We start from the raw sequence: 26,196 nt of genomic DNA on the forward strand, positions 1-26,196 counted from the left end.
CGAACTGATATAATGGCGGGATGAACGATACTACTCAACTCCCACCACTGCCGGATCGTCTGTCGATCGATCCGCGCAGCAAATTCCACGTTGCCGCCGTGTTCGAACACGATGTAGGCATCAAGTTCAACGGCAAAGAGCGCAGCGATGTGGATGAATACTGCATCAGCGAAGGCTGGATCAAGGTCCCGGCCGGCAAGGCACTGGATCGCTTCGGCAATCCGATGCTGATCAAGCTGAAAGGCACGGTAGAAGCCTTCTACCGCTAATCGTTAGTTTGCGCTCAAGTAGAAAAGCCACCTTCAAGGTGGCTTTTTTTATTGCTTGCCGGCGTCGCCGCGCAGCTTATCCAGCATTTGCAGCGTGGACGGGTTCAGGTTCATGATCCCGTGGTAGGCACAGTATTCACAAAACGCTTCTTCCGGCGACATGGCTGCGATACTGCTGTCGGAATGACCCCGGCGGCGCAGGGCGCGCAGACAGGCGGCATCCATATTTCTGGAGTTCATGCACTTTCTCCCTTTTGAATCGAATAAGGTTGGTGGTGGAGTACGGCTTGCATGAACATTATAGTTCGAAAATAATTCCGTGTGGCAACTAAATTGGCTTTTCTTAATTAGTGGAAACAATTTGATACGTCATGCCGGACGTGGCGCGGCGGCGGCCACCGGCAGGCCACGATGCAGGCGCCACAGCAGGAAGGCCGCCGTCAGCGAAGTGCCCACCACCACGTAGCCGACCTGATCGAAATGCTGCAGGTGGCCGTTGGCATCCTGCGTGACGATGTGGCCGGCCGCCAGCGACGCCAGGCCGCCAGCCATCTGCTGGATCGAGGCGCTGATGGCGTTGTAGGAGCCGCGCTGGTTCAGGCTCGGCACCGTCGAGGAAATCGCCTGGAACGGAATCATGCGCGAGAAGATGCCGACGAACATCACCGAATTCACCACCACCAGCAGCCACAGCGGGATAGGGCCGAGGTGGGTGTAAATCAGCACCATCGCGATCGACAGCGCGGTGCCGAACAGGAACACCGGGAACTTGCCGACGGCATCGGCCGCGCGGCCGATCAGCGGGCCGATGAAGATGGTGCACAAGCCGGTGACCAGGTAGACGGTCGGCAGGTGCTGCAAATCGATGCCCATGTTGTTGACGATGTAGGCGCTGCTGAACGGCATCAGCATGAAGCCGCCGGTGGTCAGCAGGGCAGTCACGCAGAAGGCCAGCAGGTAGCGCTTTTCCGTCACCGTGTGGTACAGGTGCATGAAAGCGCTGTGCTCTTGCGGCTGCTTGAGGTGGGCGTCGACCGGCTGCAGCTTCCACGCCACCAGCAGGCCGCCGGCCAGGCCGAAGGCGGCCATCGCCAGGAACGGCACGTGCCAGTTCCACTGGTTCGACAGGTAGATGCCGGCCGGGATGCCCAGCACCTGGCTGGCGGCAAACGCGGTCTGGATCAGGCCCATGACGCGGCCGCGCATTTGCGGCGGGAACAGGTCGCTTGAAATGGCCAGCACGATGGAGCCGATCACGCCGCCGAACAGGCCGGTGAACACGCGCGCGGCCAGCAGGCTTTCAAAGCTCTGCGCCAGGCCGCACCAGACGGTGCCGACAATGAAGCCGGTGTAGAAAAACAGCAGCAGCTTCTTGCGGTCGTAGCGGTCGGCAAAGCCGGCGGTCAGCAGGCCGGAGGCGCCGGCGCTGAAGGCGTAGGCCGACACCACCAGGCCGAACTGGGCCGTTGTAATCTTCAGGTCCGGCATGATCAGCGCGCCCAGCGGCGACATGATCATGAAGTCGAGGATGACGGCGAACTGCAGGAAGGCCAGCATGGCCACCACGGTTTTCTGATAGCCGCTGAACGGCGGCGCGGGCGTTTTTTGCATGCCTTATTCTTTCGTTTCGGTTGGTGCGGGGCGGCAGAAATTGGCGCGGTTCTTGAAGAACGCCTGGCGCTCTTCGGGCGTCATGGCTTGCCAGCGCTGCCAGTGCTCGCGCTTTTCGTGCCAGTCGCGGTGATGGCCGCGGAAGCCGCCAAACAGGATGCGGCAGAGTAGCAGCAAACCGAGGGCTTGCCAATAATTCACGGCATGGGCGCCGGGAAAGATTTCCGGGATCAAGCAGTTCCACAGAGCCATGACGATGGCGCCGAGCACGCCGGCGCAGGCGAGGATGAAGATGCCCTTCATCAGCTTGAATTTCTTGTAGCTCATATCGTGGTGACGCATTTTTCAGGTACTCCTTTCATTCGTCGTACAGGGCTTGCAGGCGCTGGCGCAGGAACAACACGGCGTAGCGCTTGCGGCCCAATAAAGTATTGATCGAGACGCCGGTTTGTTCGGCCATCTCCTTGAAACTGACGCCGTCCAGCTCGTGGGCGATGAAGACTTCGCGCTGGTTGGCGGGGAGGTCTTCCAGCGCGCGCTGGAGTTCTTCCAGCAGCATGGCGCGGGTGTAGGCGGCCTCGGGGCCGGCGTCGGGCGAGGGCAGCATCAGGTCGAGACGGTAGTCGTCGTCCTCGTCGTTGTTTGGGGCGAGGTCTTCCAGTGCCACTTCCTTCTTCTTGCGGAAGCGGTCGATGATGCGGTTGCGGGCGACACGGAACAGCCAGGCGCTGGCCTGCTCGATGGGATCGGGCAGGCGGTAAGCCTGGGTGAACTCGTAGAACACGTCCTGCAGGATATCGTCGGCGTCGGTCTGGTCGGCCACCCGGCGCCGGATGAAATTCCACAAGCGCGACCGCTCCCGCAGCACCGTCGCGGTGATGTCCTGATCTTGCTCAGATGTTGTTATTGGTGCAGTCATAGACTGGAAGACGATGCTCGGCCGGGAATATTGTGCTGTCCTGATAAAGGAGTAATTATGCCAATGCCAAACTGTTAAACCTACGGTTTTTACGTTCTGAGGCGTTGAATTGGCAGTCTGTCTAAAACTGGCTTGGGACTGCGATTGGCTTTCTTACACTGGAGACTTTCAGTGTAAGGAGGCGAGATGGGTAAATGGGGGCTGGTTCTCGGTTTGGTGCTGCCGCTGGCGGCACAGGCGCAGGGGAGTCTGGCGGGGCTGGACCGGGACATGGCGGGAGCCCGGTCGCAGGTGCTGGTGCTTGGCACGGTGCACTTGAGCCAGCTGCCGAAGTCGTTTAATCCTGCTGCGCTGGATGGCGTGCTCACGCGACTGGAGGCGTTCAGGCCGGATGTTATCACCATCGAGTCGCTGCCGGGCGAAGAGTGCGATCTCGCTGCGCGCCAGCCGGCGAAGTATGGTGCGGATTACTGCGAGCCGACCGATGAGGCCAAGGCGGCCACCGGATTGGATCTCACCGCTGCCATCGCGGAAGTGCACAAAACGCTCAAGGCCTGGCCGGCGCAGCCATCACCAGCACAGCGGCGCCATCTGGCTGCGCTGTTCCTGGCTGCGAATGAGCGGGCTTCGGCTTATGTGCAGTGGTTGCAGTTGCCGGAGTCCGAGCGCCGCGCCAGCGATGGGCTGAACAGCGCTTTGGTAAACAAGCTCAATCAGCTCGCCAGCAATAACAACGAGGATTACCAGATTGCCGCTCGCCTCGCAGCGCGCCTCGGTTTGCAGCGCGTGCATGCCGTCGATAATCACACCGGCGACAACCTGGAGCTGGCTGACGTGAAGGCGTTTGGCGCATCGATCGAGGCGGCATGGAAGGCGGGCGGCGCCGCACTGCAAGCGCAAGACAAACGCTACGACGAGATGGCGCTGGCGGCCGACCTGCTGCCGCTGTACCGTCAAATGAACCAGCCGGCCGACCTGCTGGTCCGCGCCGACGGCAACGTGCGCGCTGCCCTGCGTGGCAAATCGGCCGAAGGCTATCCGCAAATGTGGGTGGCCGGCTGGGAAATCCGCAATCTGCGCATGGTCGCCAACATCCGCGAAACCTTCCGCGAGCGCCCCGGTGCCCGCGTGCTGTCGATTGTTGGCGTCACCCATAAACCGTGGTTCGACGCCTGGCTCGGCCAGTTGCAAGGTGTGGAGATCGTGGACGTTGCGGCGGTGCTGAAGTAAGTCTGCTTGTGCTAGCTGCTTAACAGAGTGAAGCTGCGATAGCTCGTAAAGTGAAGTCTTCAGGTTCACTCACCGGAGACGACGATGACCGCTCGCAGCTTGCTTTCTTCCGCTCTGATTGGCGCTGTGGCAAGCGCGCGATCAATGACCCCGATGGCCACGCTCGCGATGGCGCGCATGGCCGACCGTGAGACCAGCGGGAAGCTGGTCCTGTTGGACAAGCCGCTATTTAAAGCTGGCGCGTTGGCAATGGGCGCCGGCGAACTGGTCGGCGATAAGATGAAGACCGCGCCTGACCGCACCGTCTTCCTTGGCCTGCTGGCGCGGGTGATGAGTGCGGGCATTGCCGGCGCCGCGCTGGCGCCACAGGGCAGAGAACCGGCCGGCGCGGCAGTCGCGGTGGCTACCGCCGTGCCGCTGGCCTACCTCACGCTGGCTGGCCGCAAGCGCGCGATGGCCAGCATCGGCCAGACCCGCAGTGGCCTGATCGAAGACGCACTGATCGTCGCCGCCGGCGCCGCTATCGTGGCACTGTCAACGCGGGCCGGGCGCGATTAATGCCTTTCAGGCAGGCGCCATCGATTTCACGAATGTTCTTGTACGCCTCAGTCGTCCGCCAGCAGGGCGTTGTAGATCAGCGCGCCGAGGATGGCGCCGGCGATCGGTGCTACCCAGAACAGCCACAGGTCACCCAGTGCGCCGGTTTGGGCGAACAGGGCAGGGCCGGTGCTGCGGGCTGGATTGACGGAGGTGTTGGAGACAGGGATGGAAACCAGGTGGATCAAGGTCAGGCACAGGCCGATCGACAAGCCGCCGAAGCCGCCTGCCGCGCGCTTGGCGGTCGAGCCCAGGATCACCAGCAGGAAGACCGCCGTCAGGACTACCTCGCACACCAGCACCGAAAGCAGGCTGTAGCCGCCCGGCGAGTTGGCGCCATAGCCGTTCGACGCAAATCCGCCGACGCCGCTGAAGCCAGCCTTGCCGGAAACGATCAGGTACAGCACGCCGGCAGCGGCAATCGCGCCCAGCACCTGCGCAATGATGTAGCCGGGCAGCTCGCTGGCGCTGAAGCGCTTGCCGATTACCAGCCCGACCGACACGGCGGGATTGAAGTGGCCGCCGGAAACCGGACCGAAAGCATAAGCCCCGGTCACCACGGTCAAACCGAACGCGAGAGACACACCCAACAGTCCGATGCCCAAGCCGGGAAACGCCGCCGCCAGCACCGCGCTGCCGCAGCCGCCCAGGGTCAGCCAGAACGTACCGAGAAACTCCGCCGACCATTTTTTCGTATTGCTCATCACTGCCGCCTTCTAAAAGTTTATTGAGGCATTCAGGATAGCATTAAATGTTGGCAAAAAGAGCATGCTGAAGTAAAGTCAAAACTTATCAAGTTGATAGGGATGATGATGCGGACTTTGTTTCTGGCAGTCCTGGTGTTCCCCGCTGCGGTACTTGCGCAGGATGAACGAGATGTTGGCTATCCCACGGTTGCTGCTGCGCTGGAGGCGCTCAAGTCGCGCAGCGACGTCTCTATTTCCGTGCGGGGCGGCTGGACCATTGTTGATGACCGGGGCGCCTCGACGCTGTGGTCATTCACCCCGCCTGATCACGCCGCATACCCCGCAGTGGTGCGACGGCAATTGGTGGAGGATAAAGGCAGCATCAGCATGAAGATGACCGCGCTCTGCCAAGCCGGTAAAACGGCCTGCGACAAGTTAATGGAGGATTTTCAAGCGTTGAACGCGCGCATGGCACAGAGCATCGCGCCTAAATGGCAGCCTGGTGGCGACCAAAAGGAACGTGTCGAGGCACAGAGCCGCAAGTACTTTTCTTTGAAGCAGGGCGGGCAATATCAGGAGGCGTATGCGATGCTGACCCCGGCTCAGCAACAGCAGATACCGTTTGCGCGCTGGAGTTTCCTGGCGCAGGACTTTAATGCGCGAGCGGGACAGCTAGTCAGCCTCGACATCAAACAAATCACTTGGTATCACAACCCACCGCAGGCCGCTCCCGGTACGTATGCGGCAGTCGACTTCTCCGGTGCTTATGCCAATACCAGTCTTTATTGCGGCTACATCGTACTGAATGAGCAGGCTGATGGCGCATTTCTCATCGTGCGCGAAGAGCAAAACGTGATCGACAATGAAACCGCCAGTAAGCTCAAGCCCGGCGAGCTGGACGCATTGCGGACGCAGTTCAAATGCAAGTGAATCTGGCCAAGCCGGCATCGCGGCAGCGAGGATCGAGCAGGCTAAAACAGGTAGTTACGCCCCATCGTTGTGCACCCAATCGGTGAAAAAAAAGCCACCAGATTGCGCTGGTGGCTTTTGATGTACAAGCTAACGGGCCGGATTAACGGTCGCCGTAGCTGCGACGTGGACGGTCGCTGTTGTACGGGTTGTTGGCTTTGAAGCCAGGGCCTTTGTAGCCTTCGCTCGAGCCGGTCACGCCGTCACGGCGTGGCGCGCCGCTTGGCTTGCTGAACGAACGCTGGCCTGGCTTGGCGCCGCCACGGTTGTCGCCCGGCTTCCAGCCGCCTGGACGCGAGGTGCGTGGCGCGGAACCGGTTTTCTTCGGCTCGTAGCCCTCAACCACATTCACCGGAATCAGCTGCTTGGTGAAGCGCTCGATGCGTTTCACGTGCATGCCTTCAGCGTGGTTCACCAGCGAGATTGCCTGACCGTTGCGGCCAGCGCGGCCGGTACGGCCGATGCGGTGCACGTAGTCTTCCGGGAACTTCGGCAGGTCGTAGTTGAACACGTGGGTGATGGTCGGCACGTCGATACCGCGGGCGGCAACGTCGGTGGCGATCAGGATCTTGACCTGGCCGCGGCGCAGGCTGTCCAGGGTGCGGTTACGCGCGCCCTGGTGCATGTCGCCGTGCAGCGCGGCAGCCGAGAAACCGGCGATGTTCAGGCGGTCGGCGATGGTGTCGGCGTCACGCTTGGTGGCGGTGAACACCACAGCCTGGTCCAGCGACTCGTCGCGCAGCAGGTGGTCCAGCAGGCGGTTCTTGTGCGACAGGTCGTCGACGAAGTGCACGCGCTGGGTGATGTTTTCATGCTTGTTGGCCGCGCTCATGATCTGGATGATCTGTGGCTCTTTGGTGATGCGGCGCGCCATGTTGCCGACCACGCCATCCAGCGTGGCCGAGAACAGCATGGTTTGACGGGTCGACGGGGTCGCTTCGACGATTTTCTCGATGTCGTCGATGAAGCCCATGTCCAGCATGCGGTCGGCTTCGTCCAGCACCAGGATTTCCAGTTGCGAGAAGTCGATCTTGCCCGATTCCATGTGGTCGATCAGGCGGCCAGGGGTGGCCACCAGGATTTCAGGATTCTTGGCCAGCAGTTGCATCTGTTTTGGATATGGCATACCGCCCAGGATCGACACGGCCTTGATGCGGCGCAGGTTGACGCTGTATTTGTCGGTATTGGTGGTGACTTGCAGCGCCAGTTCGCGGGTCGGGGTCAGCACCAGCATTTTCGGCTGGGCGGCTTTGAAACGCGGACGCTCGTTGCGGGCACGGGCGGCTTGCGCTTCCTGGTTAGGGGTTTTGCCGGCAGGGGCCGGCTCGATAGCGGCCAGACGGTGCAGCGACGGCAGCATGAAGGCTGCAGTCTTGCCGGAACCGGTCTGGGAGGATACCAACAAGTCCTTGCCTGCGATCGCCGCAGGGACTGCCTGCTGCTGAACTGGGGTCGGCGCGGTGTAGCCGGCGTCGGTCAGGGCTTTAATAATGGACGTGTTGAGACCTAGTGCTTCAAATGTCATGCTTTTCTTTCGTAAAAATCAGCGTATCCGCTACAAACGGAACGCGAAATAGCAACGCCTACCAAAAACGAAATGACTCAATCAAAATCGAAAGAAATTTCGGCACAAAAGCTTTGCGCCGGGACGGTGTCTCAAGTGACGACACCAGGGGCGGGAGGGCTTTATCAGGGCATCCAGATGATGCGCTGTGAGGCTTGCGTAGCTGCGTATATCTAACTGGCTGAATAATTGATGGCTTCTTGCTACCAATTAATATGCGGAATTCAGCACAAGGCAAGCATTATGCCCTAGTTTCGCCATCTTGTATAGGCCGCATGAGTGTTAGCTGGCCAGGCGCTTCAGCAGGCGCTCGAAGCGCATGCTGGCGAGATGGGCTTTTTCCAGCTGCGCCTCGCTGATGTCCTCGGCGTGCGGCGCGGCAGCTTGGTCGCCTTGGCCGAACAGGCTGGTGGTGTGGCGGATGCGGGCCGACATGAACACCGCCAGCGCGCGGTAGAAGCGGGCGGCGAACGGGGCGTCGGCCTGGAGCTTGTCGCGCAGGCGGGCGTGCGAGACCCGCAGCGCCGAAGCGCCCGCGTTGGCCTGCACCGAGGCGGTGGTGCGGGCTGGGTCGACCAGCGACATTTCACCGATGACTTCGCCGCTGTGGAGTTCCGCGACCAGGTCGCCATTGCGGGCCAGTACGGCAAACGTTCCGTCCAGCACGAAGTAGATGCTGTCCACCGTGCCGCCGCACGGGATCAGCTCGGCGCCGACCGGGTAGCGCAGGCGGTCGCCCGAATTGGCGAGCCATTCCACATCCTCGTCCAGCAATTCGCTGAGGATGAACAATACCTTCCGCATGCGCGCCGGAGCGGGCGAAATCATTCTATTCACTTGCAACCCTAGTATGAAAATTGTTCTAATATCAAAAATTATAATATTTTTTAACAATCTTGGACAACAAAATTCCGGCCAGGATGGTTGTGGCTATTTCGAGAGCAGCTCGTTGATGCGCTGGGTGCCCAGCTCAGACAGGAAGGGTCGCATTTTCTGATACGGCACCACGGCCGGTGCAATGCATCGGTGGAATTCGGTGGCTGCCAGCGGCGTGAAGGCCATGCCTTGCGGCGTCGGCGCGATGTGGTCGTCGAGCAGGGTAAAGGTCACGTTGGCGGCGCACGATGGATCCTTGTGCCGATAGGCTTGCCACAACAGCTGCGACAGGGTGCCGCGATACGTGGCAGGCTCGGTCTTCACCTCGTCCTGGCTGGCTATGACGATTTCAGGATCTGCCAGCCAGGTGGTGACCAACTCCTGCTCGCCCGTATTCAGGTTAAACATCGTGGCCGGCTTTTGCACGTTTGCGCGAAAATCATCGTCGCACGCCGCTTGCCAGTGACGCGACAGCGCGGCGATACTCTTGCCCAGGAATAGGAGCTCGTCCTCGTATCGGCCTGTCGCCTGCGGCTGGGCTTCTTGCCTGAACCAGGCTTGGCTGGCGCAGTCCTGCGCGCCCATGACGCTGGAGACCAGGTCATCGCGCAGCCTGCGGTTGATGTCGTTGATAATCTCCGTCTGCCCGCCAAGGCGGACGCTGCGCCGGTTGGGCATGCCTTTTATGCTGATGCGCTCATAGCGCTGGCGGCCTTGCGCGCCGCTGCCGTCGACCTGGATGGCGTATTCCCGGTCACCCGCATAGTAATAGCCTTTTCCGCTGGGCTCGGCATCCAGTTGTGCGACTTTGCCGTCGTTACTTTCCCACATGCCGCGCAAATAGCCTTCGGTACCGCACCAGAAGGTGACGTGGCCGAGTGTTTTGTTTGCCGCGCTTACTGCCTGCCAGCGGTTGCTGTCGCCCGGATCGGGCACGATGTAGTTGTCTTCCTGGCTGCGCCCGAGGTGGTAGCGGCCTGCGAGCTGCGCCGACGCCCCCAGCCAATTACCGAACTCCAGGGTGATCGCCGCGCCGCCGACCTCGCCGTGCCAGACGGTTGGCAGGCAATCAGCTTGTGCCTGGGCGGCGGGCGCCAGTGCGGCGAGGCAGCAGCTCAATAACAAGCAGGGCGGGCGAATCGGCATGGTTTACTCCAAAAAAAACGCCCTGTAAGAAGGGCGTTTGGTGCGGGGGGGGGAGGCAGGATTACGTGTAGTCTTCCGCGTTCAGGCCCATCACGTGCGAGAAGCCGCCGTCGACGTAGGTGATTTCACCGGTGATGCCCGACGCCAGGTCGGACAGCAGGAAGGCGGCGGTGTTGCCGACTTCTTCGATGGTGACGTTGCGGCGCAGCGGCGCGTGCGACGAGGCGAAGCCCAGCAGTTTGCCGAAGTCCTTGATGCCCGAAGCGGCCAGGGTTTTGATCGGGCCGGCCGAGATGCCGTTGGAACGGATGCCCAGCTTACCCAGGTTTTCCGCCAGGTAGCGTACCGACGCTTCCAGCGAGGCTTTCGCCAGGCCCATCGTGTTGTAGTAAGGGATGGCACGGACGGCACCCAGATAGGACAGGGTCAGCACCGACGAACCTTCTTTCAGCAGCGGCAGCGCGGCCTTGGCCATTGCCGGGAAGCTGTAGGCCGAGATGTCGTGGGCAATGCGGAAGTTCTCGCGGGTCAGGCCGTCCAGGAATTCGCCGGCGATGGCTTCGCGCGGCGCAAAGCCGATCGCGTGCACCAGACCGTCCAGGCGGTCCCAGCTCTTGCCGAGGTCGGCGAACAGGGCGTTGATTTGTTCGTCGCTGCTGACGTCGCAGTCGAACACCAGGTTGCTGCCGAATTCAGTGGCGAATTCAGTGATGCGGTCCTTGAAGCGTTCGCCAACGTAGGTGAAGGCCAGTTCGGCGCCTTCGCGTTTGCACGCCTGGGCAATGCCGTAGGCGATGGAACGGTTCGACAGCAAACCAGTGATGAGGATTTTTTTACCTTGCAAGAACGCCATAGGGACTCCGATTGCAACTGCGCGCCCCAGCCGGCTCAGGGGAGCAGGCTGGCGACGTCAGCGGGGTTGTGTTTTTTTAAGACCGAGATTGTAGGGCGAGACCGCCGCAACTGCAACCTTTGTCAGTGATTGGTCTTGCGATGTGACTTGGATCTGGCCGCCTCGCGCGGCACGCGCGCTTTGACCAGCGAGACCTTGGCTTGCTTGTAGCCTTTGGCCGTGGCCTTGCCGCTGTTGCTGCGCTCGGCTTCATATTCCACGGTGGCGGTGTTGGCCACATCTGCGGTGATGTCGCGGCTGACCGAGGTGGAAATCTTCGGCACCAGGATGGTGGAACCGGCTTTCAGCACCGACTTCTGCGGAATGTTGTTGGCTTGGCGAATCACTTCAGGCGAAGTGTGGAAGCGCGAGGCCAGCGAGCCGATGCTTTCACGCGCGCTGGTGATCTTGTGCGTGGTCCAGCTCGACAGCTCCTTGGTCCATTGCGCCAGGTTCAGGTGGTACTTCTCGGCGTTTTCCTTCGGCAGCAGGATCTTGGTCTGGTCGTCGCCAGTGATGACCGGGCGCTTGAACTGCGGGTTCAGGGCCTTGAATTCATCCACCGACAGCTCGGCCAGGTGGGCCGCCACGGTCAGGTCGATGTCGCTGGTCTTGTCGATGGCGGTGAAGTAAGGCTTGTTGTCGATGACCGGCAGGTTCAGGCCGAACTGCTGCGGGTTGGCGACGATGTTTTTCACCGCTTGCAGCTTGGGCACGTAATTGCGGGTTTCGGCCGGCATGATGTCGGCCAGGCTTTCAAAGTCGGTCGGCTTGCCGGCGGCCTGGTTGCGCTTGATGGCTTTCTGCACCGAGCCTTCGCCCCAGTTGTAGGCGGCCAGGGCCAGTTGCCAGTCGCCGAACATATCGTACAGGCGCTGCAGATAGGTCAGGGCGGCGTCGGTCGAGGCCAGTACGCCACGGCGCTCGTCCTTGAAGGCATCTTGCTTCAGGTTGAAGTCGCGGCCGGTGCCCGGCACGAACTGCCACATGCCGGCGGCATTGGCGCTCGACACGGCGGTCGGGTTGAAGGCCGATTCGATGAACGGCAGCAGCGCCAGTTCGGTCGGCATGCCGCGCTTTTCCAGTTCCGACACCACGTGGAACAGATACAGCGAAGCGCGCGCGGTGGTGCGGGCGATGTAGTCCGGACGGGTGGCGTACCAATTGACGTGCTTGGCGACCAGTTCGTTGTTCACATCGGGAATGGCGTAGCCGCTGCGGATGCGGCCCCAGACGTCTTTTTCACGGAAAGCCTCTTCGTCGACCGCTTTGGCCGGCTTGATGGTTTTCAGGGAGGTGACATCAGGGATGGGGGATTTCGGCAGGGGGGACAGCGCGGTGGTGACCGTCGGCAGGCCCGGCGCCTCATCGTGCGCCTGGGCCAGCACCGGCGCGAGTAGCGCTACCAGTGCCGCCATGAGTGCAGATTTTGGAATTCGTGCTTGCATAGTTTTCCATTGTTGGCGACGAGAAACATCGCGTGGACTATGAATTAAACGTGGAGTGTACGAAGGTCATCCGGTCGAGTCAAGAAATATGTCACCCTTATGACTAATTCTTATAAGCAAGAATTCACTGTAAATAAGGCCGAGATCGCAGCAAATTTGCGTACAATCCTGTTTTTGAGTGGTTACCGAGGAAGAGCAATATGAGTAGTCCCATCGATCGCGACGTGGTCATCGCCGACACCGTTCACTGGATGGAAAAGGCCGTCATAGGCCTGAACCTGTGCCCGTTCGCCAAGGCGGTGCACGTGAAGCAGCAGGTGCGTTACGTGGTCAGCGAGGCGGAAACGCCGGAGGAATTGCTGGAAAAGCTGATGGAAGAGCTGCAGCATCTGGCCGACGCCGATCCGGAAAAAATCGACACCACGCTGCTGATCCACCCGAACGTGCTGACCGATTTCTTCGATTACAACGAATTCCTCGATGTGGCCGACGCTGCTTTGGAAGACCTGGGCTTGGACGGTTTCCTGCAAGTGGCCAGTTTCCACCCGCAGTACCAGTTCGCCGATACCGATGCCAACGACATCGGCAACTACACCAACCGCTCGCCGTACCCGACCCTGCACCTGCTGCGCGAAGACAGCATCGACCGCGCGGTCGAGGCTTTCCCGGATGCGTCTGATATTTTCGATAAGAATATTGAGAAGCTGGAGCAGCTGGGCCACGCAGGTTGGGACAAGCTCATGGAGAAGCCATGAGCGACGCGCCTATCCGTCCCGACACGCCGTGCGTGGCGGTATGCTCGACCACTTTTGATGAAATCTGCCGCGGCTGCGGCCGCACGGTGGTCGAGGTGGCGCACTGGGTTGCCATGACGACCGAACAAAAGGAAGTCGTCTGGCAGCGCATCCTGGCGCAGGGCTACCCGCGCCGAAATACCTAGCGTCGCCCCGGCGCAGGCCGGGGCCCAAGCTGAGCATGCGTTCTATTGGGTCCCGGCCTACGCCGGGACGACATGCTTAGTACGAACCGATAAAGTCCTTCTTGCCGATTTCCAGGCCGTTGTGGCGCAGGATGTCGTAGGCGGTGGTGGCGTGGAAGTAGAAGTGCGGCAGCGCGTAGTGGAACAGATAAGTCTGGCCCACGAAGTGCTTGGTCTTCTCGCCGCTGCCGGTGGTGATGGCGCGGCCTTCGCTGCCTTCGATCTGCGCCTGCGGCACGCTGTTGATGTAGTCCAGCGTCTTGACGATGCGCGCCTTCAGATCGGCAAACGTGATTTCCTTGTCTTCATACGATGGCACTTCCTGGCCGCCCAGGCGTGCGGCCGCGCCTTTGGCGAAGTCGCAGGCGATCTGGATCTGGCGGGTGAACGGCAGCATGTCCGGGAACAGGCGGTAGTTCAGCAGGGCAGCCGGGTCGATTTTCTTGTCGGCGGCGTGGGCTTCGGCCTTGTCCAGGATGGCGTGCAGACTGTTCAGGATCTGCTTGAACACAGGAATGGAGGCGGAGTACATGGAGAAGGTGGTCATGGCGAATTCCTATGTGTAAAAATGAGTCGCGATCATAGCGCGCCTTCGGGATTTTTGCTGGTAATGTCACTTTTTGCCTATGTTTCCGTGCATAATTCCTACCAAGTAACAATTCCGGTCCCATGATGCCAATTTATTACGCCGCTGCGCCGCTGCATGACTAGCACTTTATATAAGCGAATGCGCGCCCGCCTGAGCGCCTTGTACGGACTTTCCATTTATGGCGCGCTGCTGGTAGTGGTGTTTGGCGGCCTGGTGATCCCGGCCATCATCGGCAGCTATCTGCTGATCGGCGTGCACGAACAGAAATCGGCCCGCTATGCGCTCGACGAAGCGCTGGCCCGCAACGCCGACATCCTGGCGCTGGGCATGCAGGAATCCCTGTGGAATATGAATGCCGAATCGGCCCACTCGCTGGTCGAATCGGTGATGCGCGACCGCTCGGTGCTGCAGGTGCAGGTGGTCGGCCAGGCCGACACGCAGTTCATGCACGTGCGCTCGCCGCGCGTCACCACGGGTAACGTTTATCGTGCCGAGCGCGAAATCCTGGTGCGTGGTGAACGCATCGGCCGCATCATGGTCGAAATGGACGATGCGCGCAGCCAGCAGGAGCTGCGTGAAAAGCAGCTGTCGTATGTGTTCGTGCTGGCGGCGCAGCTGACGGTGTCGCTGCTGCTGATCGTGCTGTTCCTGAATTCGCGCCTGATTAAACCGCTGCGCAAGCTGATGCGCTTCTCCGACCGCCTGTCGCACGGCGATTTTGAAACCCGCCTCGATGTCACCGGCTCCGATGAACTGGGCCGCCTGGCGCAGCAGCTGGAACAGATGCGGGTGGCGATCAAGCGCCTGTTCGAGGATATCGGCCAGCGCGAGGAGCGCTTCCGCACCATCGTCACGCAGGTGCCGGGCGCGGTGTTCCGCTTCCGCCCGGACGGCAAGATCGACTTCGTATCGGACGCCATTGAGGATATCTCGGGCTATTCGGCCTCGCAGTTCATGCGCAGCACCACCCACTCGTGGACCAATCTGATTGCGCCGGAAGACCGCAAGCGGCAGCGCCGCGTGATCGCCCAGGCGATTCAGGATGGCCAGTCGTACGAAGTCGAATACCGCATCGTCGACGCCAAGGGTGTCGAGCACTGGGTGCAGGAGAACGGCCAGCCGCAGCCGCCGGAGCCCGATGGCGACCGCGAAGCGCCGTGGGTGGACGGCATCATCACCGACATCAGCCAGCGCAAGCACAATGAGATGCGCATCGAAGCGCTGCTGGCCGAGCAAAGCGCGATCCTCGACAACGTGATGTTCGGCGTGATGTTCGTGCGCCATCGGACCATCGTGTCGGTCAATCGCCGCTGCGAGGAACTGTTCGGCTACGAGCCGGGCGCCATGAGCGGCGCCTCGACTTCGATGATGTTCCTGAACGCCTTCGACTATGAATCGTCGGGCGCGCGCCAGTATCCGTCGCTGTCGCAGGGAGACTACTTCAGCGAAGAGCGCCAGTACCGCCGCAAGGACGGCAGCCTGTTCTGGTGCATGGTCAGCGGCTATGCGCTGGATCACAACCGCGCCAACGAAGGCAGCATCTGGGTATTCGCCGATATCACCGCGCGCAAGGAAGCGGAAGAAAAACTGCGCCTGTCGGCTACCGTCATCGAGCACATTGCCGACGGCGTGGTGGTGCTGGACGCGCAAGGCATTATCGTTGCCGTCAATCCGGCCTTCACCCTGATCACCGGCTACACCGAGGCGGAAGCCATCGGCAAGGACCGCACGCTGACCCGCTCCGGCCGTCATGACGCGGCCTTCTACGACGAGATGTGGCAGGAGCAGTTGAGCAAAGGCTTCTGGCGCGGCGAGCTGTGGAACTTGCGCAAGAACGGCGAACTGTATCTGGAATTCCTGACCGTGAGCGCGGTGCGTGATCCGCAGGGCGTGGCCACGCATTACGTCGGTGTGTTCAGCGACATCACCAAGGCCAAGGAGTCGCAGGAAAAGCTGGACCACCTGGCGCACCACGACCCGCTGACGCAGCTGCCGAACCGTCTGCTGTTCCACGACCGCCTGCAGCACGCCTTGCAGCGCGCCTCGCGCGTGGGCGAGCAATTGGCGCTGCTGTTCATCGACCTTGACCGCTTCAAGAACGTCAACGACACGCTGGGCCACCACATCGGCGACGAATTGCTCAAGCAAGTGGCCAAGGCCTTGCAGGATCGCCTGCGCGAAGGCGACACGCTGGCGCGCCTGGGCGGCGACGAATTCATCGTCCTGCTGGAAAATATCGAGAACCAGTACGGCGCCAGCCAGGTCGCGGAAAAACTGGTGCAGATGTTTGAGGAGCCGTTCATGGTGGCCGGCCACGAATTGTTCGTGACCTGCAGCGTTGGCATCAGCCTGTTCCCGGATGACGCCGCCGATCTGAATATGCTGATCCGGAATGCCGACGTGGCCATGTACCAGGCCAAGGCGCGCGGCCGCAATGGCTTCAGCTTCTACGCGCCGTCGATGACCGGCGAGGGCGTCGAGCGCCTGCGCCTCGAGACCTTCCTGCGCCGCTCGATCGAGAAGGAAGAGATCTTCCTCAACTATCAGCCGCAGGTCGAAATCGACACCGGCCGCCTGATCGGCGTGGAAGCGCTGGTGCGCTGGAATCATCCGGAGCTGGGTCTGATTCCGCCGATCCGCTTCATCCCGCTGGCCGAGGACACGGGTTTCATCAACCAGCTGGGCAAGTGGGTGCTGCACGAAGCCTGCCGCCAGATGGTGCGCTGGCAGGAAGCTGGCCTGAATGTGCCGAAGATCGCGGTCAACCTCTCGGCCAAACAATTTGAGCGCGGCTCGATCGTCAACATGGTGGCGGACATCCTGCGCGAAACCGGGCTGGAGCCGCAACGCCTGCAATTGGAAGTGACCGAGTCTGTGATTATGAACACTGGCGATGCGATGGTGTTCATCAACGACCTGCACTCGATCGGCGTGGCGCTGGCGATCGACGATTTCGGCACCGGCTACTCGTCGCTGGCCTACCTGAAGCAGTTGCCGGTGCAGACGCTGAAGATCGACCGCTCCTTCATCAAGGACATCTCGACCGACGTCAATGATGAAGCGATCGCGATTGCGATTATCCAGCTGGGCAAGAGCATGAATTTGTCGGTGATTGCGGAAGGCGTGGAGACCGAGGAACAGGCCGCGTTCCTGCTGCGCCACGGTTGCAACCTGGCGCAGGGCTACTTCTATAGCCGTCCGCTGGCCGCTGATGATATGCTGACACGCTGGCAAAAATAACAATCTATAAGCAGGAGACGTGCATGCAGGGAGCGAAAAAACCATCGCGCCGCCGCTTCATTCTGGGCGGCCTCGCAGTGACGGGTGCATTGGTGGTCGGCTGGGGCGTCACCCCGCCGCGCCAGCGCCTGAACGGATCACATCCATTGCCATTGAGCGGCGACGGCGTCGCGCTGAACGGCTGGGTGGGCATCAACCCGGACGGCACTGTCAGCGTGGCCGTGCCGCGCAGCGAGATGGGGCAGGGCGTGCACACCGCCTTGCCGATGCTGGTGGCGGAAGAGATGGACGTGCCGTTGTCGGCCGTGCGCGTGGTGCAGGCGCCCATCGATAAAATCTTCGGCAATATCGCCATGCTCAAGGACGGCCTGCCGTTCCATCCGGACGATACCGGCCGCTTGAAATCCACGGTCAGCTGGGTGGTGGGCAAGGTTGCGCGTGAACTGGGATTGATCATCACCGGCGGCTCGTCCAGCGTGAAGGATGCGTGGGAGCCGATGCGCGAAGCCGGCGCCACCGCGCGCGCCATGCTGGTCGCCGCAGCGGCAGCGGAGTGGAATGCCAGCACCGGCGTTTTGCGCACCGAGGACGGCCACGTGCTCCATCCCGATGGCCGCAAGCTGGCCTACGCCGCGCTGGCGCAAAAGGCCGTCAACGCCAAGCCGGGCGAGGTGTACCTCAAGCCGCCGCAGGCATTCAAATTGATCGGCCGTCCGCAGCCGCGCCGCGACACGCCGTCCAAGGTCAATGGCACGGCCATCTTCGGCATCGACGCGCGTCCGCCGGGCATGCTGTACGCGGCGGTGCGCATGTCGCCGGTCATCGGCGGCAAGGTTGCCAGCGTCGACAGCGCCACCGCCCTGAAAATGCCGGGCGTGCTGAAAGTGGTCGATTACGCAGGCGCCCTGCCGGAGAAAACCGGCGCCGGCGCGGGTGTGGCGGTGATCGCCAAAAGCTACTGGCAGGCCAAGCAGGCCGCGCTGGCGCTGGACATCAAATGGAACGACGGCCCGCTGGCCGGCCTGTCCAGCGCCGCCATCTACGCTGAATTCGCGGCCAGGCTGGATAAGGAAGACGGCTACGCCTACTACAAGGCGGGCGACATGGATGCGGTGGAAGGCAAGGCCGCCGGCGTCGCCAAAACCGTGACGGCCGAATATCGCGCGCCGTATCTCGCGCATGCGGCGATGGAGCCGGTCAATTGCACGGCGCAGGTCAAGGACGGCCAGGTGCACCTGTGGGCGCCGACCCAGTCGCCGGGCTTCGCGGTGGAGGTGGCGGCCAAGGTGGCTGGTGTATCGGCCGACAAGGTGGTGCTGACAGTGACCATGCTGGGCGGCGGCTTTGGCCGCAGGCTGGATGTGGACATGGTCGCGCAGGCGGTGGCCATCGCCAAGCAGGCCGACGGCTATCCGGTACAACTGATCTGGAGCCGCGAAGACGACACCACGCACGACGTGTATCGCCCGGCATCGCTGGCGCGCTTCAGCGCCACGCTGGATGCCAAGGGCAATGTGCTGGGCTACGATAACAAGTCGGCCAGCGGCGCGATCTCGCACCAGTTCTTCCAGCGGAATCTCGGCCTGCCGCCGGGCGGCCCGGACAAGACCACGGCCGAAGGCGAGTTCGATATGCAGTACCACTTCGCCAACCAGCGCATCCGCCACGTGATCGTCGACAGCCCGGTGCCGCTCGGTTACTGGCGTTCGGTGGGCCACTCGCACAATGCGTTCTTCAAGGAGAGCTTCATCGACGAGCTGGCGCATGCGGCGGGCAAGGACAGCGTGGCGTTCCGGCGCGAGCTGCTGGCGCAGCATCCGCGCCATCTGGCGGTGCTGGATGCGGCGGTGGCCAAGGCGGGCGCCGCGCCGGCCGGCCGCGCGCATGGGGTGGCACTGCACCAGTCGTTCGGCACCATCGTGGCGCAGGTGGCGGAGGTGTCGGTGGAGGGCACGGAGATCCGCGTGCACCGCGTGGTGTGCGCGGTCGATTGCGGGCTGGCGGTCAATCCCAACACGATCGCGCAGCAGGCCGAGTCGGGCGTGGTGTTTGGCTTGTCGGCGGCGCTGTTTGGCGCGGTCACCATCAAGGACGGCAAGGTTGAACAATCCAATTTCCATGACTATCCCGTGGTGCGTCTGAACCAGGCCCCCGAGGTGGAGACCATCATCCTGCCGAGTGCCGCGCATCCGGAAGGGATGGGCGAACCGGCCACGCCGCCGATCGCGCCGGCCGTGGCCAATGCGGTCTTCAAGCTGACCGGCAAGCGCCTGCGCAGCCTTCCGCTAACCCTGTGAGGATGTGATATGAACGCCGCCCGCCGCTGGTCGATCGCATGTTTGCTGGCGCTGGGCTGCTGCGCGGCGTCGGCGGCGCCACTGGCGCCGGGGCAGGAGATCAAAGTGTGCGGGCAGATGGCGGAGTGGCCGCCGTACCTGTATTTCAAGCGCGAGAACGGCCAGCGCAGCGAGGAACTGGTCGGCTATACCATCGACTATCTGCAACGCAGCCTGGCGCAGCACGGGTTGCGCTACAAGTTCGACCCGCTTCCCTGGAAGCGCTGCGTGGAGCTGGTCAATCGCGGCCTGTACGACATGCTGACCGATGCATCCTACAATCCGGCGCGCGAGCGCTCGTACCTGATCACCAAGCCTTACTATGCGCTGCAGCTGGTGTATTTCTACGACAAGGCGCGGCCGAAGCCCGACATCCGCACCTCGGCGGATTTGAAGAAGTACCGCATGTGCACCATCAACGGCTACAACTACGCGCCGTTCGGGCTGCGGCAGGAGGAAATCTACGCCAGCTCGCAGAACATCGAGCAATCCTTCCAGAAGCTCAAGCATGACCGCTGCGACGCGGTGCCGGAACGGCTGGAGGCCATCCTGGGCTACAAGGCGCTGGGTGTGGTGGATTACGAGCAGCTGGGCTTGGGCGTGGAGCATTTGCCGGATTTGCCGCCGGCGACCTTCCACATGATGGTCAGCCGCAAAGTAGCGTACGGACCGGAACTGCTGGCGGTGCTCAACGAGGGCATCGACAAGATCAATCACAGCCCGGCCGCCGCCGAAATCGCGGTCAAGCACGGCATGCCGGGCGTGAACCTGCTGCCGACGCAGATCCGCCGCAAGCCGCGTTAAATCGCGTCAGATGGCATCCCTCAGCAGGGCGCGCAGGTTGCAGTCGCGCTGCCACTGGGCGCGCTCTTCGTTGTTGATGATCAGTTCCTGCAGGTCTTCGTCGCTTTGCGCGGCGGTCGATTGCACCAGCCGGTGGGCGATGCCGGCATCCGGCAGCATGGTGCCGAAGAAGGCCACCAGCTCGTGGTGCTGGATCAGCAGGGTGGGGAAGTTTTCCACGTCCAGGTCGCCGACGATGTCGGCGTGGTCTTCGATGTCGATCCAGACGAAGAATTTGTCCGGATGGCGCTCGGCCACTTCGTCGAAGGCGGCGCGGTAGCTGGCGCAGGTGCCGCACCACGCCGCGCACAGGCAGGCGACGATCCAGCGCTCGCCGGCGATGGCGGCGGCGACTTCTTCGCGGTTTTCGGAGTTGAGGGTCAGGCTAGCCATAACGGGGTCAGCAAACACTAAAGGCGTATTCTACCTCCCCGCGCGGGGTCGCGCCTGCCGGCGGGTCGGGGTAAAATACGGGATGCCTAACATTATTGCCATTGAAACTTCGTCCGAAACCGCCTCCTGCGCTCTGCTGCGGGGCGATGCCGTCATCAGCCGCGTCTCGAACGGCGTGCGTACCCATTCCCAGTCGATTTTGCCGATGATCCAGGAATTGCTGGCCGAAGCCGGCATCAGCCTGCAGGAGTGCGACGCCATCGCCTACGGCTCCGGCCCTGGCTCCTTCACCGGCGTGCGCACCGCATGCGGCGTGGCGCAGGGGCTGGCGTTCGGCGGCAAGCTGCCGGCGGTGCCGGTGGTGACCTTGGACGCGATGGCGCTGGCCTGTCACCAGCAGCACGGCGCCGCCGACGTACTGGTGGTGCTGGATGCGCGCATGGGCGAGGTCTATTGGGCGCAATATCGGTTTGAAAACGGCCAGCCGGTGGCGGTGCTGCCGCCGGTGCTGTCGGCGCCGGGCGAGGTGCAGCCGCAAGGTACGCCGGTCGCTTGCGGCAATGGCTTGTCGGCCTATGCCGAGGCTTTCCCGGCCGGCGGTTACGCCGAGGTGATGCCGCATGCGGAGCAGATCGCGCAACTGGCGGCGGTGGCGTTTGCGGCTGGCCGCACGGTGGCGGCGGCCGATGCCCAGCCGCTGTACCTGCGCAACAAGGTCGCCTACACGCAGGCCGAGCGCCGCGAGATGGCCGCCAGCAAGGAAGCCGGCGCATGATGGCGGCGGTGTGGGATCTGGCGCGGCTCAATTACGAGCCGATGCAAAAAACGGATCTGGACGATGTGTATGCGCTGGAGCAGAGCGTGTATCCGCATCCGTGGAGCATGGCCAATTTCGAAGATTCGCTGAACAGCAATTACGAGGCCTGGGTGCTGCGTGATCGCGATGGCGATTTGCTCGGCTACTTCCTGTTGATGGCGGTGGTGGACGAGGCGCATTTGCTGAATGTGGCGGTGTCGGCGGAGAAGCAGGGGCAGGGCTTGGGCAGGTTCCTGCTGAATCAAGCCGTGGCCTGTTCGCGCGGGCTGGGCATGGAGTCGGTGCTGCTGGAAGTGCGGCCATCGAATACGCGGGCGCTGGCAATTTATGAGCGCTATGGATTTAAACAGATCGGCCGTCGCAAGGGCTACTACCCGGCGGCGGATGGGCAACGCGAGGACGCAATTGTGATGCGGTTCGGCATATGAGTCAGTCGGCACGAAGCACGGTATTCCTGCAGGAGATGGGGATAGGCGTGCAATGGAAATTGCGCAATGGCGAAGTGGCGGATGATGGTTTCGCAGCGGCCGTGCAAGCGCTGGCCGATAGCGAGCCAGCCGAAGCGCTGCCGCCAGCCACCGCGCCGACCCCGGTTCAGCCGGCGCCGGTCCAGCCAGCGCCGGTCGCCGTCGAGCGTCCTGCTGCTGCGCCTGCAGCTCCGCCGCCTCTCGCGCCTGCCGCCGCACCACCGCGTCCGGCGCCGGCTCCGCGCGCGGCTGCGGCCGAGGACGTCGCCGCGCCTGAAGACGAATCAACCGCGTGGTTCGACGAAGCTCCGGCTCCGCCCCGCGCCGCGCCGGTCAGCGAGGAAGCGATCGCCGCGATGGACTGGGACGCCCTCAATTCCGCCATCGCCAGCTGCACCCGCTGCACGCTGTGCGACTCGCGCCGCAACGCCGTCATCGGCCGTGGCGCCGAAAAGGCCAACTGGATCGCCATCAGCGCCGCGCCGTCGCGCCTGGATGAAAAAGACGCGCAAGCTGTCTCGGGCGACGCCGGCCAACTGCTGCACAACATGATGAAAGCCATCGAGCTCAAGCCAGAGACCGACGTCTACATCACCAACCTGGTCAAATGCCGCCCATCGACGCCGGATGGCGCCGAGCGCAACCCAAGCGTCGAGGAAGTCATCGCCTGCCGTCCGTTCCTGGACCGCGAACTGGCGCTGACCGGCGCACGCATGGCCATGACCTTCGGCCAGTTCGCCGCCAAGGGCCTAATGATGGGCCCGGTCGCACGCGGCAAGGTGATGCACTACGGTGCGCAGCAACTGCCCGTGGTCGCCACCTACCATCCAGACGACCTGCTGCGCAAACCGGAAGACAAAGCCAAAGCCTGGGTCGACCTCTGCCTGGCGAAAGCCAGTCATGCCTGAGCAGCCGCCGGGCGGCTATCAAGCGCTGTTTGAAAGCCGCTGGCCGCACCTCTGCAATCCGCACGTGCGCGCGCTGGCCTGGCTGCTGGACGCGCCCGACCTGCTCGATCCCGCCTCGCCGCATTGGGAAAACCGCATCGCCTCACTGGGACCGGTCAGCGCGGCCACCGCCGGCTGGCTGGCCGCGCTGGAGCAAAACCCCGCGCCATTGCTGGCCGCCCTCGGCAACAAGCACTACTCGCGCCTCGGCCTGTACGCTGAAAAGCTGATGGCTTTCTACTTCAGCGAACAAGGCCAGCTGCACGCCCACGGCCTGCAAGTGCGCGCCGACCGCACCGACACCATCGGCGAATTCGACTTCCTGCTCAACGAAGGTGATCACCTCATCCACATCGAATTCGCCACCAAGTTCTACCTGCTCGACGCCAACAGCACCAGTGCCGATTTCAACGGCCTGATCGGCCCCAACCTGGCCGATTCGCTGGGTGCCAAGATGCGCAAGATCTTCGAAAAGCAGCTGTCACTGGCCAGCCATCCCGCCGCGCAAGCCCTGCTGCCGCTGCCGGTTGCGCGCGCACAGGCGCTGGTCAAAGGCTGGCTGTTTTACCCGGACGGCGTGATGCCCATGCAAGGCATCACCCAGCAGCACTGCCACGGATTCTGGATGACGCAAACCCAGGCGCAAGACCTGCCGCAACAGCAGTACGCCATCATGCCGCGCCTGCAATGGCTGGCGCCGCTGAAAACGCGAGACAGCATCGATCAGCCGCAATTGCTGGCCGCATTGCAAGACGCCGCCGCGCCCATCATGGTCGCGGCATTGAGAAAAGTAGGGGATTGGCTGGTGGAGGAGCGCCGGGGATTCGTGGTCCCCGACGACTGGCGCGCGCAAGCCGCGCGGCGCCGTGAGGAAGGCGTATTGCCTTAGTGCTTGGCCTCGCCAATTAGCGCGACGGAATCGAACTCGCGCTGATTGGCCTGATGACGGCGCATGATGTAGAGCATGGTGCCGGCCAGGAACAGGCCGAACAGCAGAATGATGATGTCCAGGTTCAAGTGCGCGCGCAGCATCAGCGAATACATCGCCAGCATGGTCAGGATCGACAGGTTTTCATTGAAGTTCTGCACCGCAATCGAATGACCTGCGCTCATCAGCACGTGGCCACGGTGCTGCAGCAGCGCGTTCATTGGCACCAGGAAGAAGCCGCCCAATAAGCCGACCAGAATCAGCAGCGGGTAGGCGATCTTGACCGAATTCACCATCGTCATGCACATGACAATAACGCCCATTGCGATGCCGACCGGGATCACGCTCAGCGACTTGCGCAGCGAAACAAAGCGCGCCGAAATCACTGCGCCGGCCGCCACGCCGATTGCCACCACGCCCACCAGGCTGGTCGACTGCTCATAGGTGAGATGCAGGGTGCGGTTGGCCCATTCGAGCACGATGAATTGGAGGGTCTGCGCCGCGCCCCAGAACAGGGTGGTCACGCCCAGCGAAATCTGGCCCAGCTTGTCTTTCCACAGCATGCTGAAGCAGTTGGAAAAGTCGCTGATCAGCTTGATCGGATTGCGTTCCTGATGGCCGTACACGCAACCGGTGTCCGGAATCCGCGTATTGAACAGCGCCGCCAGCATATAGATGCCGACCACCACGCACAGCGCGGCCTGGGTTGGCGTTTCGATGCCGGTATCGATTACCGGCATGTCAAAGCCCAGCAGGAAGGACGACACGCGGCCGCCGACCAGGGCGCCGCCCATCACGGTACCGAAGATAATCGACAGCACGGTCAGCCCTTCCACCCAGCCATTGGCCGCCACCAGCTTTTCGGCCGGCAGCAATTCGGTGAGGATGCCGTACTTGGCCGGCGAGTACACAGCCGCGCCGAAACCGACGATGGCGTAAGCCAGCAGAGGGTGCACGTGGGCGAAAATCAGCAGGCAGCCGCCAACCTTGATCAGGTTGGAGATGAACATAACCTTGCCTTTGGGCATCGAATCAGCGAAAGCGCCGACAAATGCCGCCAACAGCACGTAAAAGAGGGTAAATGAAAGCTTGAGGAGGGGCGTGATCCACCCCGGCGATTTCATGTTGACCAGCAGGTCGATCGCAACAAACAGCAGCGCATTGTCCGCGAGGGACGAAAAGAACTGCGCTGCCATGATGGTATAGAAACCACGATTCATTCTGGGATAGCCTGAAAACTTATCTGGCTTGCTTTATACCATGCTTTGTTCGTATCCCCAAGAATTGAGCAGTGCGTCCGGCCGCGCTCTTGGTAGAATGGCAGCTTCGTTTACCACGCTGAAAATGTCGTATGCCAAGGCCTATCCTCGCAACAATTCATATTGATTCCATGAAGCATAACTTGGCGCTGGCCAAGTCGAAATCACCGGGCGCCAAGGCTTGGGGCGTGCTGAAAGCGAATGGATACGGTCATGGACTGGAACGCGCGATGCGCGGTTTTGCCGAAGCCGATGGGTTGGCGCTGATCGAAGTCGACAACGCCGTCAAGCTGCGCGAACTGGGGTGGAAGAAGCCGATTTTATTATTGGAGGGTTTCTTCGGTCCGGCCGATTTACACACGATGGCCGGCTACGACCTGCAAGCGGCGGTGCATTGCAATGAACAGCTGGCCTGGCTGGAAGCGGTGGCGCCGCAACTGAGCGCGCGCGGCATTCGCTTCGACCTGCATCTCAAGATGAACACCGGCATGAACCGCCTCGGCTTCGTGCCGGAGGCCTACGCTGCCGCCCATGCGCGCCTGAGTGCGATTTCCTGCGTCGGCAGCATCACGCTGATGACGCACTTTGCCAACGCCGACGATATCGACCATCCGCTGCTGCCGATTACCGAGCAGATCCGCCGCTTCGAGCTGGGCGCGGCTGGCCTGCCGGGCGCGCGCAGCCTGTCGAATTCGGCCGGGGTGCTGCTGCATCACGACCATTTGCAGAATGACTGGGTGCGTCCCGGCATCATGCTGTACGGCGGCACGCCGGGCGGCGGCACCGCTGAGGCGTTCGGCCTGCAGCCGGCCATGACCCTCAGCAGCGAGCTCATCGGCGTACAGGATATCGCGGCCGGCGAGGTGGTCGGCTACGGCAGCCGCTTCCAGGCCACCGGCCCGATGCGCATCGGCGTGGTGGCGTGCGGCTATGCGGACGGCTATCCGCGCGTCGCCCCGCTGGGCACGCCGGTGCTGGTCGATGGCGTGCGCACCCGCTTGGTTGGCCGCGTGTCGATGGACATGCTGACCGTGGACCTGACCGACCTGCCGCAGGCGCACATCGGCAGCAAGGTGGTGCTGTGGGGGCAGGGCTTGCCGATCGACGAGGTGGCGGAAGCGGCCGGCACCATCGGCTATGAGCTGATGTGTGCGTTGACGCAGCGCGTGCCTGTGGTCGAGGTCTGAACGC

The 26,196-nt window shown here is 62.3% G+C and carries 27 protein-coding genes; 14 read left to right on the forward strand and 13 right to left on the reverse strand.

The window, feature by feature from the left end:
• The first annotated feature begins 20 nt into the window (after positions 1 to 20).
• The gene (locus tag BMZ70_RS01680; RefSeq protein ID WP_092269051.1) at positions 21 to 269 is read left to right on the forward strand and encodes a DUF3297 family protein; all 249 of its coding nucleotides are present in this window, start codon (positions 21 to 23) and stop codon (positions 267 to 269) included.
• A 48-nt stretch (positions 270 to 317) separates the two neighbouring features.
• Here the strand turns inward: BMZ70_RS01680 and BMZ70_RS27845 are convergent, their stop codons facing one another.
• The 4 genes from BMZ70_RS27845 to BMZ70_RS01695 form a co-directional block, all read right to left on the reverse strand.
• Positions 318 to 509 (reverse strand): hypothetical protein, encoded by a 192-nt coding sequence (locus tag BMZ70_RS27845; protein ID WP_130300940.1) that lies wholly within the window; start codon positions 507 to 509, stop codon positions 318 to 320.
• Between the two features lie 129 nt (positions 510 to 638).
• Positions 639 to 1,880, reverse strand: a complete 1,242-nt coding sequence (locus tag BMZ70_RS01685) for an MFS transporter (protein WP_092269053.1) — start codon at positions 1,878 to 1,880, stop codon at positions 639 to 641.
• A gap of 3 nt (positions 1,881 to 1,883) precedes the next feature.
• Positions 1,884 to 2,222, reverse strand: coding sequence for a hypothetical protein (locus BMZ70_RS01690; protein WP_373922454.1), 339 nt, complete (start codon positions 2,220 to 2,222; stop codon positions 1,884 to 1,886).
• 16 nt (positions 2,223 to 2,238) lie between these two features.
• Complete coding sequence (locus BMZ70_RS01695) at positions 2,239 to 2,799, reverse strand: RNA polymerase sigma factor (RefSeq protein ID WP_092269059.1); 561 nt, start codon at positions 2,797 to 2,799, stop codon at positions 2,239 to 2,241.
• A 186-nt stretch (positions 2,800 to 2,985) separates the two neighbouring features.
• Here BMZ70_RS01695 and BMZ70_RS01700 point away from each other — a divergent pair, with 186 nt between their 5' ends.
• Together BMZ70_RS01700 and BMZ70_RS01705 are read left to right on the forward strand one after the other, a co-directional pair.
• Positions 2,986 to 4,029 (forward strand): DUF5694 domain-containing protein, encoded by a 1,044-nt coding sequence (locus BMZ70_RS01700; RefSeq protein ID WP_092269062.1) that lies wholly within the window; start codon positions 2,986 to 2,988, stop codon positions 4,027 to 4,029.
• Positions 4,030 to 4,173: 144 nt separating this feature from the next.
• Positions 4,174 to 4,587 carry a hypothetical protein gene (locus BMZ70_RS01705; RefSeq protein ID WP_229205251.1) on the forward strand — a complete coding sequence of 138 codons (414 nt, stop codon included), beginning with the start codon at positions 4,174 to 4,176 and terminating at the stop codon, positions 4,585 to 4,587.
• Positions 4,588 to 4,634: 47 nt separating this feature from the next.
• Here the strand turns inward: BMZ70_RS01705 and aqpZ are convergent, their stop codons facing one another.
• Positions 4,635 to 5,330, reverse strand: coding sequence for an aquaporin Z (gene aqpZ / locus BMZ70_RS01710; protein WP_373922455.1), 696 nt, complete (start codon positions 5,328 to 5,330; stop codon positions 4,635 to 4,637).
• 102 nt (positions 5,331 to 5,432) lie between these two features.
• Between aqpZ and BMZ70_RS01715 the strand changes: the two genes are divergently transcribed.
• Positions 5,433 to 6,242 carry a DUF4019 domain-containing protein gene (locus tag BMZ70_RS01715; RefSeq protein WP_092269070.1) on the forward strand — a complete coding sequence of 270 codons (810 nt, stop codon included), beginning with the start codon at positions 5,433 to 5,435 and terminating at the stop codon, positions 6,240 to 6,242.
• A 142-nt stretch (positions 6,243 to 6,384) separates the two neighbouring features.
• Here BMZ70_RS01715 and BMZ70_RS01720 read toward each other — a convergent pair whose 3' ends face one another.
• The 5 genes from BMZ70_RS01720 to BMZ70_RS01740 all read right to left on the reverse strand — a co-directional run bounded on the left by BMZ70_RS01720 (position 6,385) and on the right by BMZ70_RS01740 (position 12,207).
• Positions 6,385 to 7,806, reverse strand: a complete 1,422-nt coding sequence (locus BMZ70_RS01720) for a DEAD/DEAH box helicase (protein WP_092269073.1) — start codon at positions 7,804 to 7,806, stop codon at positions 6,385 to 6,387.
• 321 nt (positions 7,807 to 8,127) lie between these two features.
• Positions 8,128 to 8,649 (reverse strand): cyclic nucleotide-binding domain-containing protein, encoded by a 522-nt coding sequence (locus BMZ70_RS01725; RefSeq protein WP_165403541.1) that lies wholly within the window; start codon positions 8,647 to 8,649, stop codon positions 8,128 to 8,130.
• Positions 8,650 to 8,775: 126 nt separating this feature from the next.
• On the reverse strand, positions 8,776 to 9,840 hold the full coding sequence (locus BMZ70_RS01730) for a hypothetical protein (protein WP_092269079.1): 1,065 nt from the start codon (positions 9,838 to 9,840) through the stop codon (positions 8,776 to 8,778).
• An 88-nt stretch (positions 9,841 to 9,928) separates the two neighbouring features.
• On the reverse strand, positions 9,929 to 10,720 hold the full coding sequence (gene fabI, locus BMZ70_RS01735) for an enoyl-ACP reductase FabI (protein WP_092269082.1): 792 nt from the start codon (positions 10,718 to 10,720) through the stop codon (positions 9,929 to 9,931).
• 122 nt (positions 10,721 to 10,842) lie between these two features.
• Positions 10,843 to 12,207 (reverse strand): transglycosylase SLT domain-containing protein, encoded by a 1,365-nt coding sequence (locus BMZ70_RS01740; protein ID WP_092269086.1) that lies wholly within the window; start codon positions 12,205 to 12,207, stop codon positions 10,843 to 10,845.
• Between the two features lie 200 nt (positions 12,208 to 12,407).
• Here BMZ70_RS01740 and BMZ70_RS01745 point away from each other — a divergent pair, with 200 nt between their 5' ends.
• Together BMZ70_RS01745 and BMZ70_RS01750 are read left to right on the forward strand one after the other, a co-directional pair.
• Positions 12,408 to 12,962: a DUF1415 domain-containing protein gene (locus BMZ70_RS01745; RefSeq protein WP_092269089.1), complete on the forward strand. Its 555-nt coding sequence runs from the start codon at positions 12,408 to 12,410 to the stop codon at positions 12,960 to 12,962.
• Complete coding sequence (locus BMZ70_RS01750) at positions 12,959 to 13,147, forward strand: DUF1289 domain-containing protein (RefSeq protein WP_092269092.1); 189 nt, start codon at positions 12,959 to 12,961, stop codon at positions 13,145 to 13,147. Before BMZ70_RS01745 ends, BMZ70_RS01750 begins: the two co-directional genes overlap by 4 nt.
• 76 nt (positions 13,148 to 13,223) lie before the next feature.
• On the opposite strand, the gene BMZ70_RS01755 is transcribed toward BMZ70_RS01750, so the two are convergent.
• Entirely contained in the window at positions 13,224 to 13,733 is a 510-nt protein-coding gene (locus BMZ70_RS01755; RefSeq protein WP_092269095.1) for a DUF1993 domain-containing protein, read from the reverse strand.
• A 156-nt stretch (positions 13,734 to 13,889) separates the two neighbouring features.
• On the opposite strand from BMZ70_RS01755, the gene BMZ70_RS01760 reads away from it, so the two are divergent.
• The 3 genes from BMZ70_RS01760 to BMZ70_RS01770 are packed head-to-tail and all read left to right on the forward strand — an operon-like array spanning position 13,890 to position 20,155.
• Positions 13,890 to 17,015: a bifunctional diguanylate cyclase/phosphodiesterase gene (locus tag BMZ70_RS01760; protein ID WP_092269098.1), complete on the forward strand. Its 3,126-nt coding sequence runs from the start codon at positions 13,890 to 13,892 to the stop codon at positions 17,013 to 17,015.
• Between the two features lie 23 nt (positions 17,016 to 17,038).
• Positions 17,039 to 19,312, forward strand: a complete 2,274-nt coding sequence (locus BMZ70_RS01765) for a xanthine dehydrogenase family protein molybdopterin-binding subunit (RefSeq protein ID WP_092269100.1) — start codon at positions 17,039 to 17,041, stop codon at positions 19,310 to 19,312.
• Between the two features lie 9 nt (positions 19,313 to 19,321).
• On the forward strand, positions 19,322 to 20,155 hold the full coding sequence (locus BMZ70_RS01770; protein ID WP_092269103.1) for a substrate-binding periplasmic protein: 834 nt from the start codon (positions 19,322 to 19,324) through the stop codon (positions 20,153 to 20,155).
• 6 nt (positions 20,156 to 20,161) lie between these two features.
• Here BMZ70_RS01770 and BMZ70_RS01775 read toward each other — a convergent pair whose 3' ends face one another.
• Positions 20,162 to 20,587, reverse strand: a complete 426-nt coding sequence (locus BMZ70_RS01775; protein ID WP_092269106.1) for a thioredoxin family protein — start codon at positions 20,585 to 20,587, stop codon at positions 20,162 to 20,164.
• Between the two features lie 82 nt (positions 20,588 to 20,669).
• On the opposite strand from BMZ70_RS01775, the gene tsaB reads away from it, so the two are divergent.
• Genes tsaB through BMZ70_RS01795 form a run of 4 tightly spaced genes read left to right on the forward strand, consistent with a single transcriptional unit; the run spans position 20,670 to position 23,707 of the window.
• Entirely contained in the window at positions 20,670 to 21,362 is a 693-nt protein-coding gene (tsaB, locus tag BMZ70_RS01780; RefSeq protein ID WP_092269109.1) for a tRNA (adenosine(37)-N6)-threonylcarbamoyltransferase complex dimerization subunit type 1 TsaB, read from the forward strand.
• On the forward strand, positions 21,362 to 21,832 hold the full coding sequence (gene rimI / locus BMZ70_RS01785) for a ribosomal protein S18-alanine N-acetyltransferase (protein WP_092277417.1): 471 nt from the start codon (positions 21,362 to 21,364) through the stop codon (positions 21,830 to 21,832). The genes tsaB and rimI overlap by 1 nt, the downstream gene beginning before the upstream one ends.
• A 47-nt stretch (positions 21,833 to 21,879) precedes the next feature.
• On the forward strand, positions 21,880 to 22,779 hold the full coding sequence (locus tag BMZ70_RS01790; RefSeq protein WP_229205252.1) for a uracil-DNA glycosylase: 900 nt from the start codon (positions 21,880 to 21,882) through the stop codon (positions 22,777 to 22,779).
• Positions 22,772 to 23,707 (forward strand): DUF1853 family protein, encoded by a 936-nt coding sequence (locus BMZ70_RS01795; RefSeq protein WP_092269114.1) that lies wholly within the window; start codon positions 22,772 to 22,774, stop codon positions 23,705 to 23,707. Before BMZ70_RS01790 ends, BMZ70_RS01795 begins: the two co-directional genes overlap by 8 nt.
• On the opposite strand, the gene lplT is transcribed toward BMZ70_RS01795, so the two are convergent.
• On the reverse strand, positions 23,704 to 24,966 hold the full coding sequence (gene lplT / locus BMZ70_RS01800; RefSeq protein ID WP_092269117.1) for a lysophospholipid transporter LplT: 1,263 nt from the start codon (positions 24,964 to 24,966) through the stop codon (positions 23,704 to 23,706). The two genes, BMZ70_RS01795 and lplT, sit on opposite strands and share 4 nt — an antisense overlap.
• A gap of 131 nt (positions 24,967 to 25,097) precedes the next feature.
• Between lplT and alr the strand changes: the two genes are divergently transcribed.
• Positions 25,098 to 26,192, forward strand: coding sequence for an alanine racemase (gene alr, locus BMZ70_RS01805; RefSeq protein WP_092269121.1), 1,095 nt, complete (start codon positions 25,098 to 25,100; stop codon positions 26,190 to 26,192).
• Positions 26,193 to 26,196 lie beyond the last annotated feature (4 nt).

Origin of the sequence: Duganella sp. CF402, assembly GCF_900109645.1 — a bacterium.
Classification (GTDB): Bacteria; Pseudomonadota; Gammaproteobacteria; order Burkholderiales; family Burkholderiaceae_D; genus Rugamonas.